The sequence below is a fragment of the Halalkalibacter oceani genome (assembly GCF_023715605.1).
GTDB classification, from domain to species: Bacteria; Bacillota; Bacilli; order Bacillales; family Bacillaceae_D; genus Halalkalibacter; species Halalkalibacter oceani.
On sequence record NZ_JAMBOL010000003.1, the window covers coordinates 134500 to 152110 of the forward strand.

19 protein-coding genes are annotated in these 17611 nt (G+C 50.6%); 2 read left to right on the forward strand and 17 right to left on the reverse strand.

Going from position 1 to position 17611, the window contains the following annotated elements:
* Positions 1-2: 2 nt before the first annotated feature.
* Positions 3-173: a YpmA family protein gene (locus tag M3202_RS05625; RefSeq protein WP_251222365.1), complete on the reverse strand. Its 171-nt coding sequence runs from the start codon at positions 171-173 to the stop codon at positions 3-5.
* A 103-nt stretch (positions 174-276) separates the two neighbouring features.
* Here M3202_RS05625 and M3202_RS05630 point away from each other — a divergent pair, with 103 nt between their 5' ends.
* Positions 277-441: a hypothetical protein gene (locus M3202_RS05630; protein WP_251222366.1), complete on the forward strand. Its 165-nt coding sequence runs from the start codon at positions 277-279 to the stop codon at positions 439-441.
* 59 nt (positions 442-500) lie between these two features.
* Here M3202_RS05630 and M3202_RS05635 read toward each other — a convergent pair whose 3' ends face one another.
* The 14 genes from M3202_RS05635 to M3202_RS05700 form a co-directional block, all read right to left on the reverse strand.
* Positions 501-1811 carry an amidohydrolase gene (locus M3202_RS05635; protein WP_251222367.1) on the reverse strand — a complete coding sequence of 437 codons (1311 nt, stop codon included), beginning with the start codon at positions 1809-1811 and terminating at the stop codon, positions 501-503.
* A 48-nt stretch (positions 1812-1859) separates the two neighbouring features.
* Positions 1860-2690 (reverse strand): ComEC/Rec2 family competence protein, encoded by an 831-nt coding sequence (locus tag M3202_RS05640; protein WP_251222368.1) that lies wholly within the window; start codon positions 2688-2690, stop codon positions 1860-1862.
* 130 nt (positions 2691-2820) lie between these two features.
* Complete coding sequence (gene dinG, locus M3202_RS05645) at positions 2821-5649, reverse strand: ATP-dependent DNA helicase DinG (RefSeq protein ID WP_251222369.1); 2829 nt, start codon at positions 5647-5649, stop codon at positions 2821-2823.
* Positions 5650-5659: 10 nt separating this feature from the next.
* Positions 5660-6664: a tetratricopeptide repeat protein gene (locus tag M3202_RS05650; RefSeq protein ID WP_251222370.1), complete on the reverse strand. Its 1005-nt coding sequence runs from the start codon at positions 6662-6664 to the stop codon at positions 5660-5662.
* 67 nt (positions 6665-6731) lie between these two features.
* A complete protein-coding gene (gene panD, locus M3202_RS05655; protein ID WP_251193968.1) occupies positions 6732-7115 on the reverse strand; it encodes an aspartate 1-decarboxylase in 384 nt (127 codons plus the stop codon).
* Position 7116: 1 nt separating this feature from the next.
* Positions 7117-7974 carry a pantoate--beta-alanine ligase gene (panC, locus tag M3202_RS05660; RefSeq protein ID WP_251222371.1) on the reverse strand — a complete coding sequence of 286 codons (858 nt, stop codon included), beginning with the start codon at positions 7972-7974 and terminating at the stop codon, positions 7117-7119.
* Entirely contained in the window at positions 7974-8813 is an 840-nt protein-coding gene (gene panB, locus M3202_RS05665) for a 3-methyl-2-oxobutanoate hydroxymethyltransferase (protein ID WP_251222372.1), read from the reverse strand. Before panB ends, panC begins: the two co-directional genes overlap by 1 nt.
* A gap of 250 nt (positions 8814-9063) precedes the next feature.
* A complete protein-coding gene (locus tag M3202_RS05670; protein ID WP_251222373.1) occupies positions 9064-10044 on the reverse strand; it encodes a biotin--[acetyl-CoA-carboxylase] ligase in 981 nt (326 codons plus the stop codon).
* Positions 10041-11177 carry a CCA tRNA nucleotidyltransferase gene (locus tag M3202_RS05675; protein ID WP_251222374.1) on the reverse strand — a complete coding sequence of 379 codons (1137 nt, stop codon included), beginning with the start codon at positions 11175-11177 and terminating at the stop codon, positions 10041-10043. The genes M3202_RS05670 and M3202_RS05675 overlap by 4 nt, the downstream gene beginning before the upstream one ends.
* 30 nt (positions 11178-11207) lie before the next feature.
* Complete coding sequence (gene bshA, locus M3202_RS05680) at positions 11208-12329, reverse strand: N-acetyl-alpha-D-glucosaminyl L-malate synthase BshA (protein WP_251222375.1); 1122 nt, start codon at positions 12327-12329, stop codon at positions 11208-11210.
* Complete coding sequence (gene bshB1, locus M3202_RS05685) at positions 12307-13050, reverse strand: bacillithiol biosynthesis deacetylase BshB1 (protein ID WP_432805963.1); 744 nt, start codon at positions 13048-13050, stop codon at positions 12307-12309. The genes bshA and bshB1 overlap by 23 nt, the downstream gene beginning before the upstream one ends.
* Positions 13031-13447, reverse strand: coding sequence for a methylglyoxal synthase (gene mgsA / locus M3202_RS05690; protein WP_251222377.1), 417 nt, complete (start codon positions 13445-13447; stop codon positions 13031-13033). The genes bshB1 and mgsA overlap by 20 nt, the downstream gene beginning before the upstream one ends.
* Positions 13448-13463: 16 nt before the next feature.
* On the reverse strand, positions 13464-14264 hold the full coding sequence (gene dapB / locus M3202_RS05695; RefSeq protein ID WP_251222378.1) for a 4-hydroxy-tetrahydrodipicolinate reductase: 801 nt from the start codon (positions 14262-14264) through the stop codon (positions 13464-13466).
* Positions 14257-14604: a nucleotide pyrophosphohydrolase gene (locus tag M3202_RS05700; RefSeq protein WP_251222379.1), complete on the reverse strand. Its 348-nt coding sequence runs from the start codon at positions 14602-14604 to the stop codon at positions 14257-14259. Before M3202_RS05700 ends, dapB begins: the two co-directional genes overlap by 8 nt.
* A gap of 342 nt (positions 14605-14946) precedes the next feature.
* Between M3202_RS05700 and M3202_RS05705 the strand changes: the two genes are divergently transcribed.
* On the forward strand, positions 14947-15813 hold the full coding sequence (locus M3202_RS05705; protein ID WP_251222380.1) for a YitT family protein: 867 nt from the start codon (positions 14947-14949) through the stop codon (positions 15811-15813).
* Positions 15814-16009: 196 nt separating this feature from the next.
* Here M3202_RS05705 and M3202_RS05710 read toward each other — a convergent pair whose 3' ends face one another.
* Entirely contained in the window at positions 16010-16687 is a 678-nt protein-coding gene (locus M3202_RS05710; protein ID WP_251222381.1) for a zinc metallopeptidase, read from the reverse strand.
* 120 nt (positions 16688-16807) lie between these two features.
* A complete protein-coding gene (ypjB, locus tag M3202_RS05715; protein WP_251222382.1) occupies positions 16808-17599 on the reverse strand; it encodes a sporulation protein YpjB in 792 nt (263 codons plus the stop codon).
* Positions 17600-17611 lie beyond the last annotated feature (12 nt).

A 17611-nucleotide genomic window follows, 5' to 3' on the forward strand; every position in this document is an offset into this window, starting at 1 on the left:
TCTTATGTTCTGTAAATGGTAAAAACCATTTTCTCCTCATCTTTCTCATCAAGCGCCAGACCAAACATCAGGTCTTTCTCTTTCAATGTGCGATTAAGCGAATCAACAATTTTATAGAGGTCAGCAGCCTTTTGCACTCTAACTGTTGATAACACTTCCATTTTCTGTCCCACTTTTATTCCTCCGTTCCTCTGCCAAATGTGCGGCAAGTTTTTCTAAACATAGCCGGCGGCCAGCTGGTGATACTATACATAAGCCGGAAAGGGGGCTTATGTCGTGTCAAAAACGACAATCGCTGAGGCTTTTCAGCGCGATAAAGAGACGGTCGCATTAGTAAGCCGGGAGGGAGCGACCTGGTATCGGGCCATTCCCGTCACGCTCCATCAGACGCTATTCCCTTCTTTTTTTCAACCAGATCGTCAACAGCATGATGAAACGTAACTATAATTTCCTACTCACACCTCTTTTGTCGCTCTGTACATGCCCACCGTACAGAGCACTTACATAAGCGAGCAAACTTTCTTATATTGGCGGTTCGCCTGATAACGGATTTTTTCCTCATCTAACGTCAGGAGCGAGCGATTTCTCATCAGCGCCTTTCCTTGAACAAAAACATCGGTGACATCAGCTGCCTTTACGGCGTAAACGAGATGGGAAAGTACATGCGCAGCCGGCTGGACATGCAGCTGCTCTCCATCAAGTAAAATAAAATCGGCCTGATAGCCTGCTTTCAGCTTGCCGAGCTCCGGAAATTGCAAGGCTTCAGCCCCGTTTATCGTCGCCAGTTCAAGCGTCGTCCCAGCTGAAAGTGCCGTTGCGTCCTGATAACTTCCTTTTTGCAGCAAATTCCCGATTCTCAACTCCTCAAACAGATCAAGTGTATTATTCGCCGCGACGCTGTCGGTGCCAAACGAGACGCGAATCCCGCGCTCAAGCATCTCCTTAACCGGGGCGATGCCGGAGCCGAGCTTTAAATTGCTTTTCGGATTGTAGCTGATCGTGGCCTCTGTCCGGGCGAGTCGTTCCAGCTGCGCCTCAGCAAGATGGACACCGTGCGCGAAGAGCCATGGGACAGCGTCAAGCACGCCAAGCTGATCCAAATGGTCGAGCGGATGGCAGCCATATTGCTCCAAATGGTCAGCCACTTCTTTTTTTGTTTCAGCAAGATGCATATGAACCGGCAACTGCAACTGGACCGCTTCTTCGACAATTCGTTCAATAAAAGCCGGCGGACATGTATATGGAGCATGAGGGGCAAGCATCGTCCGAATTCGGCCGTCAGCCCTCTCATGCCACTGCTTGGCAAAGCGAACCGCTTCCCCCAGCTTCGCCTCCTGTTCTTCCTTAGAGCAGAGCCCGATCATCGAGCGCATTAACGTCGCTCTCATCCCCGCCTCTTCTACGGCTTCGGCACACTGATCCATATATAAATGATACATTTCCAAAAAAGTCGTCGTTCCGGATTTGACCATTTCGGCAAGCGCCAGCGCCCGACCGGCATGGACCGCCTCCTCGTCCTGCTTTCCTTCAAACGGCCACATTTTCTCTTCCAGCCAGCGGTGCAGCGGCAAATCATCTGAATGACCGCGAAGCAAGGTCATGCCGATATGGCCGTGAGTGTTGATCAAACCAGGCATCAGCCATTTTCCCTTGACTGAAATCACCTCTGCGGCATCCGCCTCCTGCTTTTCTGATGGCGAACCGCTACCGACCTCAATCAGCTTCCCATCCGCGATGACGAGAAAGCCGTTGTCGATAAAAGGATTCTCCTTATCCATCGTGACGATCGCCGCATCCTTTAGTAATAGCATGCTTTCATCCTTCCTTTTTCGGCCCTTCTTTTTCCGTAGCCAGCTTATTTAAAAATGGGCCGTCACTAGCTGATAATCATCTTCATTTAATTTTATTATAACAGATCCATTTTGTCTCGTTTGGTACGTATCGATCCACGTTTCCTGCAGGCGTTCAAGCAGCTGGCCGTTCGGAATCGTGTTCTTTTTTGAAAAAACAATCGCCACCTGGGGATCAATCGCATCTAAAAACGGTTCAGTCGTTTCCACCCCGACGCCGAACTCAGCCACCTTCAGCCCGGTCATCGCCGGCAGGCTTCTTTCAAGCCAGGCTTCTTCAATGCTTTCGCTCGATTCCGCGGCAAACAAAAAATGATGCCGGTCGAAAAAAGACACGACAAAGGAGAGCGACGGAAGGAGAGCGTGGTCGGTCGGCAACGTTTGAATCTGAACCTGGTCTTCGATCATGTACGCAGCCTCATGATCCCAGCCGATCAGTTCCGGCTTAGCACCTTCAGCAAATTGCGCTTCCGCCAGTGTCAGACCGGCCTGTGGAACGACGAGCTTTTTCACCTCAAACTGCTCGAAAAGCCGCTCAGCATTGGCGCTGTACTCTTTATCAAAACGCGGCAAAATGAGAACATCTATTGTCTGAATTTGCAGCCTCTTCAGCCTGCGCTTTAACTCGGGCCACGAATCTTCCGCTCCCGTGCCAATTAAATAGGAGGTTTGTGAGGGCAGCCTGAGATAAGTCGCCTCCCCGTTCGGCAGGTCAAAAAACACGAGTCCGGCCTGATCCGCCTCCGTTCCGTCTTCTGTAAGCGCCAAGCCTTGTTCTCCGCCAAAGAAAGCAAGAACAAAGGCGAAGAGCAGACCGCCAAGTATCCGTTTCATGTCCATGAATATCGTCCTCCCGCTAAAGCTGCGAGTGGGTTTCTCGAAGCAAGGCGCGAGCCATTACTCTTCTTCGAGTTACTACTCGTCTCTCCCTTAGTGTGGTCCGTTGTCTCCCGTTGGATACTCCGTCCGTTCAGAGAAAATCAGCAAATTGCTCTAATAAATGCTCAAGCTTTCCTTCATGAACAGGGACCTCTGGCAATGAGCGGATAAATTGTTTTCCGTAGCGCGTTGTGGAAATCCGCCGGTCGAGGACGAACACACAGCCGCGGTCAGACTGCGTCCGGATTAAGCGGCCGAAGCCTTGCTTAAAGCGGATGATCGCCTGCGGGAGCGAAATGTCCATAAACGGATTCAAGCCTTCCTCTTTTGCCTTTTCAAATTGGGCCTGCTGCAGCGGCTGATCCGGTGGTGAAAACGGCAGGCGGACAATCACGAGCGTATGAAGCTGCTCACCCGGCAAGTCGATCCCTTCCCAGAAACTGCTCGTCCCAAATAAGATCGCCTGGCTACTCTGTTTAAACATTTTCATTAGCTTTGCCCGGCTGCCGCTCGTCACTCCCTGGCCGATCAGTTGCAAATGACCAAACTGATTGAAATCCTTCACATGCTGATAAACGCGCTTCAGCATCTCATAAGAGGTGAAGAGGACGAGCATTTTCCCGCTTGAAACTTCAGCGATCCGCCAAAGCTTCACCGCCACCTCTTCCGCGAATTCCTCTTCGGATACGTCCTTTATCGAAGGCAAATCGGACGGTAGCAGCAAGCGGGCCTGCTCTTCATAGGAAAACGGCGACGGTATGACACATTGTCTTACGCCGAAATCAGTTAGGCCGAGCCGTTTCTCCTGATAGGAAAAAACACCATTGACCGATAATGTCGCCGAGGTTAAAATGACGCTTTTCTTTTTGGCGAAAAAATGATCGGCTAACAGCTCAGCGACATCGACGGGCTTGCTGTATAAAAAGGTCGCATTACGCGCTCCTCTTGGCTCAACCTCAATCCAGTAAACGACATTCGGATCATATTCGAGCAGCAGCTCATACAAATTTTGCTCCTGCTCGTACAACGCTTCAACGATCCGCTCAAAATCAGCGATCAAGCCTCGCTCCGGATAGGAAAGCGCCTCCTGCTTTTCCTGAAAAAGCTGAGACAGATTGCGGCAAAAGTTGATTCCATCCTTCATCATCATATGAACGCGCATCATACATTCGAGAATCGCCTGCCACGTCGCCCCTTCCTCTTCGTAGCTTGAGTAGCGGTAACGAATCCGGCCGATATCGGTCGAGCTTTTCTGCCGGGTGTGCATCACAAATTGATGAATCATCCGAAACAGGTCATCGACCTCTTCTTTGGCGGTAAGCAGGACGTCCTCGGCTTCCTTTCTCGTCTGGCGAAGCGGGAGCTGATGCTTGCCAATCAGCTCAAAAAGCGTTTCCAGCATCCCTGTCTCCTGCTGTACGCCGAGGCGCTGAAACAAATAGGAAAAGGTGACATAATCAGCGCTGTTTCCTAAATAGTCGCTCGCTGTTTCTTCAAAATGATGGGCCTCATCAATGACAGCATGACTATAGGACGGTAAAATCCGTTGCTCATTCGTTAAATCGGTGCAGAGCAGGGCGTGATTCGTAATGATAAGATCGGCCTCCTGCGCCCGTCTCCGCGCCCGGTGGTAAAAGCAGCGCGAAAACCACGGACTGAATCTTCCTAAATCAGAGGCAGCATCACTTTGCACTTCATACCAGAATCCTTTTCCGCCGGATGGCAGATTTAATTCCTCGACATCGCCATTCTCTGTTTCCGTCAGCCAGATCAACAGCAGCGCCTTCGTTAAAATGACATCATAGCTGTCCGTTTCAATCGACTGTAATGATTGCTCAAACTTGCGCAAGCATAAATAATGGCTTCTTCCTTTGAGCAAAGCCGCTTTTACCGGAAAAGGTAGAAGCTGGCGGATGAGCGGCAAGTCGCGCTCAAGCAGCTGCTCCTGCAACGGAATCGTTTGCGTGCTTATGACGACAGGGTTTCCTGTTGAATGAGCGTAATAAGCAGCGGGCAGAAGATAAGCGAGCGACTTACCCGTTCCGGTCCCCGCTTCAACGAGCAGATGCTGGCATTGTTCAAATGCCTCGTCAACCTCCTGCATCATCTGACGCTGGCCCGGACGCAGTTCGTAATGAAGAAAGGCTTCCTTCATTTTCCCGTCCATGAAAGTCGAGAAAAAATCAGGAAACGACAGCGCGTCAGTTGCCGCCGGCTGTACCGGCTCCGTTTCTTCCTCTGGCATCCTTTTTAAAGCAAGCTGGCGGTAGCAATCATAGTGTTGCTGATCATCGGCCCCCTGTCGAAGTTTTTCGTTTATATAATGGGCGAGCAGCGGTCCTAAATCACTCTTCAGCCGTTTGGCAAACGGCTGAAGCTGCTGCAATGTCAGGAGCGGGAGTTGCTTTAGTTTATGTACTAACGTTAAAAATAAGGTCGCCGTCACTTCGGCATCGCTGTCCGCTTGATGCGGCCGGTCATGATCGAAGCCGAGCTGATCGGCAAGCTGGTTCAGCTTATAGCCCTCCTGTTTCGGCAACAGCATCCGGGCCAGCTCCACCGTGTCAAACAGCGGAACCGGAGGAAACATATAGCCCTCCAGCTCAAGCTGCTCAGCTAAAAAGGAACGGTCAAAATCAACATTATGAGCGACAAACGCACTGTTTTTCAGCAAGCGTAAAATCTCAGGGACAAGCGAGTGAAAAGAAGGTGCCTGTTCGACCAGCTCATCGGAAATCCCTGTTAAGTCTTCAATAAATGGCGGAACCGGAAGACCTGGATTAACAAACGAAGAAAACGTCTCAACGATCTCTCCCTGCTCAATCACAACCGCCCCGATTTGGATGATCCGGTCTCCTTTTTTAGCAGAGTGGCCGGTTGTTTCTATATCGACGACCACATATCTTTCTTGTTCTATCATGGGTTGCACCTCAATTAATCAAGCCGTTCTTTCCCGCCCCAAGCAGCGAACGCCATTCTTCCTCGGGCCAATGCTCGTCAAGCCAGCTGATCGAGGAACGAATATGTGAATTGAATGGGTCGAATTGCAATGCTTTTCGGAACGTCACCATCGCTTTTTTTCCTTCTCCCGCCAAGGCATAATTCCAGGCCAGTCCATGGAGCACCTTCTGCTCCAGCCCTTCGCTTTCCTGAATCCGCTTATAGCAGTGGACAGCTGTTTGATGGTAGCCATGCCATTCGCACACATGGGCCAAAGCGAGCAGGGAAGTCGTTGATTCAGCGACGTGAATGCTCGTCAGCCAGGAAACCCAGGCCGCCTCCTTATCCCCTTTCAGCCATTGGCAGCAGCCAAGAAAGAAGTAAGCTTCTTCATCCTCACTCACCTGCTCGATATAATCGAGAAAATAGGATTCAGCTAGGTGGAACGCTTCTTGAACGTAATAACACACGCCTAAATTATACACGACATCCGCCGTCGTGATAAGCTGATTTGCCCGCTCAAAACAGACGGTCGCTTCCTCAAAGCATTGGCGGCGGGCGTGAATACAGCCTAAACCGACATAGGCAAAATGATGAAAAACTTTTTTCCGGGCAGCCTGAACGAGATAAAGAAACAACTCCAGCGCTTTTTGTTCATTGTTGGCAAACAGGAAAGCAAAGCCGGTGTAGAGCAGGCGTAAATCATCCTCATCCCCGCTTGCCTGCTCTGATTGCAAAGTATCGGCCGCTTTCGCAAACATCTCAAGCTGATAATACACCGTGCCGGTCGAGCGGTATTGCAGGAGGTCGCTTTGCTCTGTCCCTTCCGCACGAAGCTTCTGGACGAGTTCATCCATTTGCGTCCATTCATCGAGCAAGGTCCCGGCCGTCTCCTCCAAGTATGTCAGCTGTTTCTTTTGCTCATTCGGGCTTAAGAATGCCCATTTCTTTTCTGTTTGTTGATAGAGAGAATGCCACGACGTGAACCAATCCATCAAAAAACCCCTCCTCTCGATGGCTTTTTACTCAAAGTGTTCATCGAAACAGAGGGGAATATGCGGATTAGAGCACGGTAGAAGCTGGCTCCGAACGTAACATTTCGACAATCTGATTGTTTTCATCCATAATGGCTACCCGCGGCGTGTGCGATTTCACTTTTTCTTCAGGTACAAGCGCATAGGAGATCACGATCACGACATCGCCTTCCTGAACGAGACGGGCAGCCGCGCCGTTCAGACAGAGAACACCGCTTCCTCTTTCTCCCTTAATAACATACGTTTCAAAGCGCGCGCCATTGTTGTTATTGACAATTTGCACCTTTTCATTTTCCAGTATATCAACCGCATCCATTATATCTTCATCAATCGTAATGCTGCCAACGTAGTTAAGATTTGACTCCGTCACGCGGGCGCGGTGAATTTTTGCCTTCATCATGGTCCGAAACATGCTAAGCCTCCTCTCCCTCAATCTCGATGATAATATTATCAATTAATCGAGCATGTGTATAGTGATACGCAACAGCGAAAATGATTCGTCCTGCAAGCTTTTCCTGCTGTTCAAGCGCAGGGTAGGTTAACACGTCGACATAATCAATTGCCCCGCTTCCACCCTCAAGCTGTCCGGTTAAAAACTGAAGCAGCTGTTCACGGCTGCGTTCACCCGCTTGGGCCCGTTCAGCCGTTTTCTGCAGCGCTTGATACAAAAATGGCGCTTCCTGCCGCTCTTCTTCTGTTAGGTAGACATTGCGCGAGCTTTTGGCGAGGCCATCCTCTTCGCGCACGGTCGGGCAGCTGATAATCTCAACAGGTACATTAAACGTCTCGACCATATTCATGATAACAGCGACCTGCTGCGCATCCTTCTGGCCAAAAAAGGCTTCATCCGGCGCAGTCAGCTGAAACAGCTTCATCACGACAGTCGCGACGCCGTCAAAGTGGCCCGGGCGGCTGGCTCCGCATAAGACGTCGATCCCCTTTGTCACATGGATCGTCATCGCCGTTTCGCCGGGGTACATTTCTTCCACTCCCGGGCAGAACAAAATATCCACACCGCCGTTTCGCGCCAGCCGTTCATCTCGATCCAGGTCGCGCGGATAACGTTCAAAATCTTCATTCGGCCCAAATTGCAATGGATTGACAAAAATGCTCACCATTACAACATCGTGCTTCGCCCGCGCCGCTTCAATCAAGCTGAGATGACCTTCGTGTAAAAAGCCCATCGTCGGGACTAAGCCGATCGAGCGGCCTTCTGCTTTTATTTTCCGTACTTCCTCACGGATAGCAGAAACCGTTTTGACAATTTTCATCACTTGCTTCCTCCATAAAGAGCAGCAAGCTCTTCTTCTTTCATCGTAAACCGGTGTTCTTCCCCCGGGAAAATTCCTTCCTTCACTTCATGGACATACATTTTCAACGCATCTTCAATCACTGGTGAAAGCGTCGCATAACGTTTGACGAATTTAGGAACGTGAACATCGCCATAGCCGAGCACATCATGATAGACGAGCACCTGGCCGTCCGTGTGCACACCGGCGCCAATGCCAATGATCGGCACTTGACACGTTTCACTAAGCAGGGCGCCGACCGGCTCCGGTACACATTCGACAACAAGGGCGAACGCGCCGGCCGCTTCAAGCGCTTTGGCGTCGGCCAGTAATTGTTCCGCGGCTTCCCGGCTCTTTCCCTGGACGCGGTAGCCACCGAGCACCTCAACCGATTGCGGCGTCAAGCCTAAGTGACCCATCACCGGCACGCCAGCTGCGGTAAGCTGTTCGACGAGCTGAATCACAACTTCCCCTGCCCCTTCAAGCTTGACGGCATTGGCGCCTGTTTCCTGCATCACTCTTTGCGCATAGCGAAATGCTTCCGTCCGATCCGTTTGGTACGATAAAAAAGGAAAGTCAACGACGATAAATGTATCCCTTGCCCCCCGTCTCACCGCTCTGGCATGCAGCAGCATGTCTTCGGTTGTGACCGGAATCGTCGAATCGTAGCCGAGCACGACCATGCCAAGCGAATCGCCGACAAGAATCATATCCATTCCAGCCTGTTCGACGAGCTTTGCCGATGGCGCATCATAAGCGGTCATCATCGTAATTTTTTCCTTGTTTTCCTTCATTTTTCTCAACCCAGCAGTTGTCTTCATTCGTTTTCCTCCTTTTTTTAAAAGGAGAGCTTCAGCCAGACCGCACAAAAAAATCCCGCTTCACAATACGGAAGAAGGATGCTCATGTGAAAGAAGCCATTCCGCCACGGCGAAATTGCAATCTGAAGCTAGCTGAATCCCTCTGTCCTAGTCCAACATGGATCAAGGCAGATCATCTATCCGATTAGCCTTTATGTGTTGGTGCAGTTCGTAACGATACTGCCCATTTCATCAAAAGTATAACAGAAAGTTACGTCGGGTGGGAAGCAATTTCAATATCAGCTGAATAGATCTGATGCGTTTTGCCTGCTTCATCTTTTAATAAGAGGGCTCCTTCGTCGGTAATCCCTTGCGCATAGCCATAAATGACTTCCTTCGTCGTCCGTGCATAAAGATGCGTTCCGATGCTGATCGAATGCGCCTCCCAAAGAGAACGGATCGCCGAAAAGCCCGAGCTGATATAGAGCTCGTACAGCACTTCAAATTGATTAAGAATTGCCGCGATTAACGGTGCCCGCTTGATGCTCGCTCCTTTTTCGATTGCCAGTGACGTTGCCACCGTTTCAATTTCATCGGCAAATTCATCGGGCGTTTGGTTGACATTGATGCCGATGCCAATAATGACGGAATGGACAACGTCCGGTTCGGATTGCATTTCCGTCAATATGCCAACAAGCTTTTTGCCATTGATCAAAATATCATTCGGCCATTTGATCGAACAGTCGATTCCGGTTTCCTGCTTGATCGCCCGGACGACAGCCACAGCGGCCAGCAAGGTCAGCTGCGGCGTGCGCTGCGGTGGAAGCTCGGGGCGCAGGATCAGGCTCATTGAAATCGTTGAACCGGCGCGGGAATACCACTTCCGTCCGAGCCGGCCTTTTCCGGCGGTCTGCTCATTGGCAACAACGAGGTGGCCTTCCACTGCACCTTCCTGGGCAAGGCGGTGGGCGACTGATTGCGTCGACGATACGGCTTCATAGTACGTTTGCTCGTGACCGAGCCACTTCGTTTGCAAGCTGACCTTCACTTCATGCGGCTGAATCTCATCCGGCTTGGAAACAAGCCGGTAGCCTTTGCGCGGCGCTGATTCAAGCTGATAGCCGTTTTTCCGCAGTTCATCAATATGCTTCCAAATCGCCGTACGCGAGCAGCCGAGCTGCTGACTGATCTTTTCGCCTGATAAAAATTGGCCTTCATGCTCGGCAAACATCTTCAGCAATGCTTCTTTCATTCGGTCTCCCTCCTTTCCTCAAGCGCTGCGATAATCTGCCGGTGGTCATTTGGCAAACGGCCGGAAAGGACAGCCCGTTCGGCCCATTCCAGTTCCTTCTTAAGCCATGGTCCCGGCTTTCTTCCTTTCTGTAACAAATCATGCCCGCTGATCGCCAGGTCGCTCTTCTGCTTCAAGACGAGCCCGTCCCAGATCGCCTGCAGCGTCTCGTCTGTTTCATGCGAATAGCCGAACCAGCTCCGCAATCGTTCCACATCGCGCGCCACTTCGAGCGAGGCGCGGTACAGCTCATACGCCGACCAGGCTGCCTCCCGACGCAGCTGAAAATAAGACAGCCGCTTCCGAATCGCCCGCGCGGATGCTTTAGAGAGCGCCAGGCTGCCAAGATTGACCTCGGTCTCTCCCCGACAGAGAAAAAAAGCGGTCCAGACGAGCTCCTCGCTCGCCTCTTCTTCAAAGCCCGGCAGCTTAGCGAGCGCCTCAAGCTGATCGTCTGTTACCGCCAGGCCGGCCAGCGCGTGGTGAAGCCCGGATTGCCGAAGCTCGGCCAGCGCGGCCGTACGCGCTGGCCCCTTTAACAGCTTGAGCCATTCTTTCGTGATCCGTTCAACAGCCGTCTCGCGGATTCGTTCCTTATTGCAATGAATAACCTTCTGCAGCTCCTCGTCAATCGCGAAGCCGAGCTGACTCGCAAACCGATAAACGCGCAGCATCCGCAATGGATCCTCCGTCATCCGGCTTTCCGGATCGATCGAGCGCAGCCGGCCAAGCTTGAGGTCCTCGCGCCCGCCAGCCGGGTCAAGCACCGTTTCATCGGCCGTCAGCGCGATGCTGTTAATCGTCAGATCTCGGCAACAGAGGTCATCTTCAATCGTCGCGCCGCGCAGCGTCGTCACTTCAAACAAGTGACCATTCGAACGGACGATGACCGTCTGATGAGCGGTGTTCATCTGAAAGGTTTTCGAAAAAACCCGCCCAAGCTCTTCGGGTCTGGCAGAGGTCACAATGTCGATATCGGCACTATTCTTGGCAAGCAGCCAATCACGAACCGCCCCGCCGACAATGTAAGCCTGATAGCCATGCCGTTCTACTATTTGAATGAGATGTAAGGCTTCCTTCCACGCGCTTTGCATCTTATTTCCTCTTTTCCTTCATGCCGTATTCTAAAGCATTTGCTGATAAAGCTGCTCATAACGGGACACAATAAGCTGTGAATGGAATGTCGCGGCGACGCGTTCCATTGCTTTTTTTGAAAACGCCTGATAGCGTTCCTCGTCCTCGAGCAAAGTCAGAGCGCGGTGGGCCACACATTCAATATCGCCGACCTCGCATAAATAGCCGGTTTCCCCGTCAACCACCACTTCAGGAATGCCTCCTGTATTCGTCCCGATGACAGGCACGCCACAGGCCATCGCCTCAAGTGCGACCAAGCCGAAGCTTTCCTTTTCACTAAGCAGCAGCATTAAGTCACTCATCGATAGCAGTTCTGCAATATGCTTTTGATTCCCGAGCAGCAGCACGTGATCTTCAAGCTGAAGCGATTTAACAAGATCTCTTGCCACCTGCAAATCAGGCCCATTGCCGATCAATAATAATTTCGATTTCACGTGCCTGGCGATTTCAGCAAAGCTGCGGACAACATCCGGAACACGCTTAACCGGCCGGAAATTCGAAATATGAATCAGCACCCGTTCTTCTGCGGCGATATCGTAATGTCGTTTTAGCTCCTCGACCTCCAGCTTTGTATAAACCCGTTCATCAATGAAATTATAGACCGTTTCAATCGGTTTATCCGTCTGAATCAGTTCGCACGTCTGTTTCACTAAATCATGTGAAACAGCTGTTACCATATCAGACTGCTCAATGCCAAAGCGAATAATATCCTTCAGTGACGGGTCATAGCCGAGCACGGTAATATCCGTCCCGTGGAGCGTCGTCATAATTTTCAAATCATAGCCGGCCATTTGCTTTGCCAATATCGCGCATATCGCGTGGGGCACGGCATAATGAACGTGGATTAAATCAAGCTTCTGACGCTTGGCGACTTCAGCCATTTTACTGGCCAGCGTCAAATCATAAGGCGGGTATTGAAAAACAGAATACTGATTGACTTCCACCTCATGATAGAAAATGTTCGGATAGACGCGGTCAAGACGAAACGGCATGCTCGACGTAATAAAATGCACCTCATGTCCACGCTCCGCCAAAAGCTTTCCAAGCTCAGTTGCAATCACGCCTGAGCCGCCTACCGTCGGATAACAGCTAATCCCGATTTTCAGCTTCATGCCTCTGTTCCTTTCCAGCCAACAAATCCCCAAGCAGCAGCGGCCGCTCACTCATGAACCCTTCGGCAAAAGGGACGCCCGCTTCCTTGCCGAAAAGACGGTCACGCGCCTCAACCGCTGTGATGTAGCCGTCTGTAAGCGGGGTCGCTACCGTTTCCCCGCTGTATGTAAACTGGCTTTTATAGGCGGACAGTGCCTGTATTTTTGTCTCGATAAACGGAGTCGTGTCCTGAACAAAATCAGGATGCTCATAGCCGTTAATAAAATAATAATAATGAGCCTCTGGACGAAAGGCCGGCAAGTTCTCCTTGCAGCGATAGCGGCGAATCCCGGCATTAAAAGCCGCTTCTTTCACCAGCTCGGTACAGGCGCCGTGGTCAGGGTGGCGATCAACCGCATACGGCGAAAAGATCAGTCTTGGCCGCAAGCGGCGAATGACGGAAACAAGCTCCTGAAGCTGCTCATAGCCGGCCGCCTTCAAGCCACGATCCGCAAAGCTTAATTGAATGCGCTCGCTCACCCCGAGAATGTCGGCGGCATGCTCCGCCTCGCGCTGCCGCAGCTCGACCGTTCCATTTGAGGAAAGCTCGGCCTTCGTCAAATTACATATGCCGACGCGGTAGCCGGCGGCGGCGTATTTCGCCAAGGTCGCTCCCATGCCAATTTCAACATCGTCGGGATGAGCACCGAAGGCGAGAAGATCAAGCGTTGCCTGACTCATCATCGCTATCCTGTTCACGCCAGGCGAAATCGCCCCGCTCCAGTCCTTTAATCAAAATTTCAGCCGTTCCAAGATTTGTCGCCAAAGGTACCTGTCTCACGTCACAAAGCCGGATTAAAGCCGAGACATCAGGCTCATGCGGCTGGGCAGTAAGCGGGTCGCGAAAAAATAAAATCAAGTCGAATTTGTTTTCCGCCACAAGCGCTCCAATTTGCTGATCTCCTCCAAGCGGGCCTGATTTAAAGCGGATCACTTTCAGGTCGGTCGCTTCCATAATCCGCGTCCCCGTCGTTCCGGTTCCATATAACTCATGCTTTGCCAGTACAGCCTGGTAAGCAGTGGCAAACTGGACCATTTCCTCTTTCTTTTTATCATGAGCAATGAGCGCGATTCTCATAAGCATCTCTCTCCCTCTATTCAATAATATGTTCTAATCCGTAGACAAGCGTATCAAGCTGGAGCACGGTCTCAACCGCCAGCTTTACTCCCGGCATAAAGGAGGCCCGGTTCAGTGAATCGTGGCGGATCGTCAACGTCTGGCCTTCGCCTCCGAAAATAACCTCCTGATGGGCGACAAGACCCGGTAGTCGCACGCTGTGTATTTTCATGCCGTCATAATCGGCGCCGCGCGCGCCGGCGAGATCCTCATGCTCTTCAGGATGCCCCTGCTGCTTCTGCCGGCGAACTTCCTTGATCAGCTCAGCCGTTTTGACAGCCGTTCCGGAAGGCGCATCAAGCTTGCGATCATGATGACGCTCAATAATCTCGACATCCGGTAAATAATAGGCAGCCATTTTGGCGAACTTCATCATTAAAATCGCCCCGATCGCAAAATTCGGCGCAATAATCGCCCCAAGCTGTTTTTCTTCGGCAATCGCCCGCAAGCTCGTAATATCGCTTTCCGTGAAGCCGGTCGTCCCGACGACCGGGCGTACGCCATGGGCGAATGCGAGCTCCATATGCTTGCGCCCGAAAGCCGGCGCGGTTAAATCAATCAGCACATCCGGTTCGTGTTCACTAAAGCACTGCTCCATATCGGTATAAACAGGCACATCTACTCCCGCGAATTCACCAATTTCCGATAGCCGCATTTGATCATGCTTCGAATCAACGACAGCGACCAGCTCAAAGCTGTCTGTCGCCTCAACCATTTTCACCGCTTCTTTTCCCATATTCCCGCGTGGGCCGGCAATGACAATCTTTACATTACTCATCTTTGACACCTTCTTCTTCTATTCTTGTCCAACGGTCATGATCACGAGTCTCAAACTTATTCATGACGCGGTCAAATGCCTCTTCTAAATCAATATGTAATGAATTTGCAAAACAGATTAGAACAAATAAGACGTCCCCCATTTCCTCTTCCATGGAACGCTTTTCTTCTGTTGATTTTTTTGGTTTTTCCCCATAAACATGATTCACTTCTCGCGCCAGTTCGCCAACCTCTTCACTCATTCTTGCTAGTAAAGCGAGCGGGCTGAAATAGCCTTCTTTAAATTGGCCAATATAATCATCAACTTGTTTTTGCATGTCCTCCATCGTTTTTTGCTTCAATGCTGTCGTCACCTCACATTCCTACTCATTCATGTTAGCGAATCAGGACGATTTTGACAAATCTTAATGTTTCATTTGCAAAAAAAATGTGATACTGACTATAATAGAAGCTGCTGAAAAAGTACGATTTTCACTTTTTCAACGGCTTTTTCGTAATGAGCGTAGCCGTTGCTTGAATTTGAAAGCCTTGCTACGAATGGGTTTCTCGAAGCAAGGCGCGCAACGCGCGGAGCCATTACTCTTCTTCGTGTTACGAAAAAGGAAGTTTTCAGTGGCCCCTATAATAGGGGATATTTTCCTTTTGGCATGATTTCATTCCTCAAAGGGGGCACGCTTCATTCTATGCGCAAAAAAGTGAAAAACAGTCTATTTATTATTCTCGGTTCGGCGATTTTATCCTTTGGGCTCGTTTATTTTAACATGGAAAATAATTTGGCCGACGGTGGATTTACCGGAATCACGCTCATTCTTTATTTTGTCTTTCAATTTAATCCGGCGATTTCAAATTTGCTATTGAATATTCCTCTCTTTTTTATCGGCTGGAAAATACTCGGGAGAACGACGTTTATTTACACCTTGATCGGCACCTTCAGCGTTTCGCTTTTTCTCGAACTATTTCAGCGCGTTCAGCTGATTCACATTCCGCTGCGCGATGATATGACACTTGCCGCGCTTTTTGCCGGCGTCTTTATCGGCGTTGGCCTCGGGATTGTCTTTCGGTACGGGGGAACGACTGGCGGGGTCGATATTATCGCCAAGCTTGGCTTTCGCTATCTCGGCTGGAGCATGGGAAAAACGATGTTCATGTTTGATGCGGCCGTTATTACATCCTCGCTCATTTATTTGAATTACCGCGAGGCGATGTATACGCTCGTCGCCGTCTTTATTGCGGCGAAAGTAATTGACTTTATTCAGCAGGGCGCTTATTCCGCCAAGGCTTCTTTCATCATTTCCGACCACAGCAAGGCGATTGCCGAGGCGATCGCCAAGGAAATGGATCGCGGCGCCACACTGTTGAAAGGAAAGGGAAGCTTCACAAACAGTGAACGGGAGGTGCTGTATTGCGTCGTCGGCCGCAACGAATTAATCCGCCTGAAAACACTCGTTGAAAAAATCGACCCACACGCCTTCGTTACGGTCAACGACGTCCAGGATGTCATCGGCGAAGGGTTCACTCTCGACGAAAACAAGCAGCCGCTCGAGCATTGAAAAGGGAGGTGCAAAAAGGTTGTTTCCTTTTTGCACCTCCCCTGAATGGCAAGCGCTGTTTACGCTTTGTGCAAGGCGGAACGATTACTATCCTTTAAAGCCCGTAGCACGTGCCTTACCCTAAAAAAAAGCCTGGAGGGGAATCAACTTCTCCTCTCCAGGCCAGTCGCAAACAAACTGCTTATTTTCTTCCTGCTTATTCGTCATTGCCCATCCCAACATACATCAGGATAAAGCGGACAAGCTCCATCAAGGCAACGAGCGCACCGGCTACATAGGTGAGCGCAGCCGCATTCAGCACCTTCCGTGTTTCACGCTCTTCATCATTGCGAATCACGCCGACTGAGACGATTTGCTCCATCGCGCGGTTGCTCGCGTTAAACTCGACAGGAAGGGTAACGACTTGAAAGAGCACCGCTGCTGCCATCGCAACAATCCCAAGCAGAAGCAGGCCGGAAGCCTGGAATAAAATCCCTGCGAGAATTAAAAAGAACGAAACATTGGAACCAAAACCGGCTACAGGGACAAGCGCGTGACGGAAGCGTAGAAAGGCGTAGTCTTCCGCGTCCTGAATCGCATGGCCGACCTCATGCGCCGCGACAGCTGCTCCGGCGACGGAGGTGCCATGGTAATTGTCGCTTGATAAACGAACAACCTTTGAGCGCGGATCATAGTGATCGGTCAATTGCCCGCGAACTTCCTCGATTCTCACATTAAACAGGCCATTGTCATCGAGAATTCTTCGAGCAACCTGTGCTCCGGTCATTCCAGAAGATGCCGGGACTTGCGAATATTTGCGATAGGCGCTCTTCACTTTCATTTGTGCCCAGATTGGAATGATCAGAAGCAGAATGAAGTAAATCAAAAACCCCATATTTTGCAGTCACCTCTGTAGTCTTTTATTTAATTATTATTCTAAAGTCAGCCATGTCGAAAGTCAAACAAAACACCTCTCAATTCCTTGCCGCACAAGCGTTTTCACAATTCCGACACATTATTCCTTCATTCTCACTTTGCTTTTTTCCGCCCGGTACTTTTTCCAGCCGACATAGGAAAGCGAAAGCACGATCATCCCGCCAATGGTAAACATCACCCACCATAAGGACGGATCGGCGCTGTCTTCCTTCACCTGCTGATAGAGCTTCTGCCATTCTTCCTCCATCATCGTCAAATGCGCAGTCAATGTGCCGGACTCAAGCGACTCTGCCCTCCGTTTTTCGAGAAAGGTGATTTGCGATTCAATCCGTTGCAAAAGCGGCGGCTCTAAATGAATGAACAACGCCGGCCGGATCATTTGATAATGGCGGAGAAATTCATTGAGGCGATGCTGATAAGCCTGTTGATCCCGCGCCACCACCGTTTCCCGCATTTTCGCCAACGCCTGCATCACCGATTGTTCCGTTTGCAGCCAGAGCGGGTGGTGCTCACTCGTTAGCGCATCAACTGCCAGGCGAAACGAGGTGATGGCATAAATCCGTTCTTCCACCGGCAAATCAGCCGCCGTCACCGCTTCCTCCGCTTTCTCGAACGTCAGCGTTACCGTCCGTAGCGCGCTCATCGTGATCCCTTCTGCCTGAAAATCAACCTCTAAAAAGTTGCGTGAAAAATAGTCCAGCAATTGCTTTGCTTCCTCATACTTTTCCGCTTTGACCAGCTGAAGGATCTGGTCCGAGGTATGGTTTAATTCTTTCCATCTATGTAGAGATGACTCTTCATCCGTCTCGGCATACACTGGACTCATCAGCAAACAAACGGCTAAAAAAATAAGCACTAGTTGACGCATCATCCGTCCCCCCTT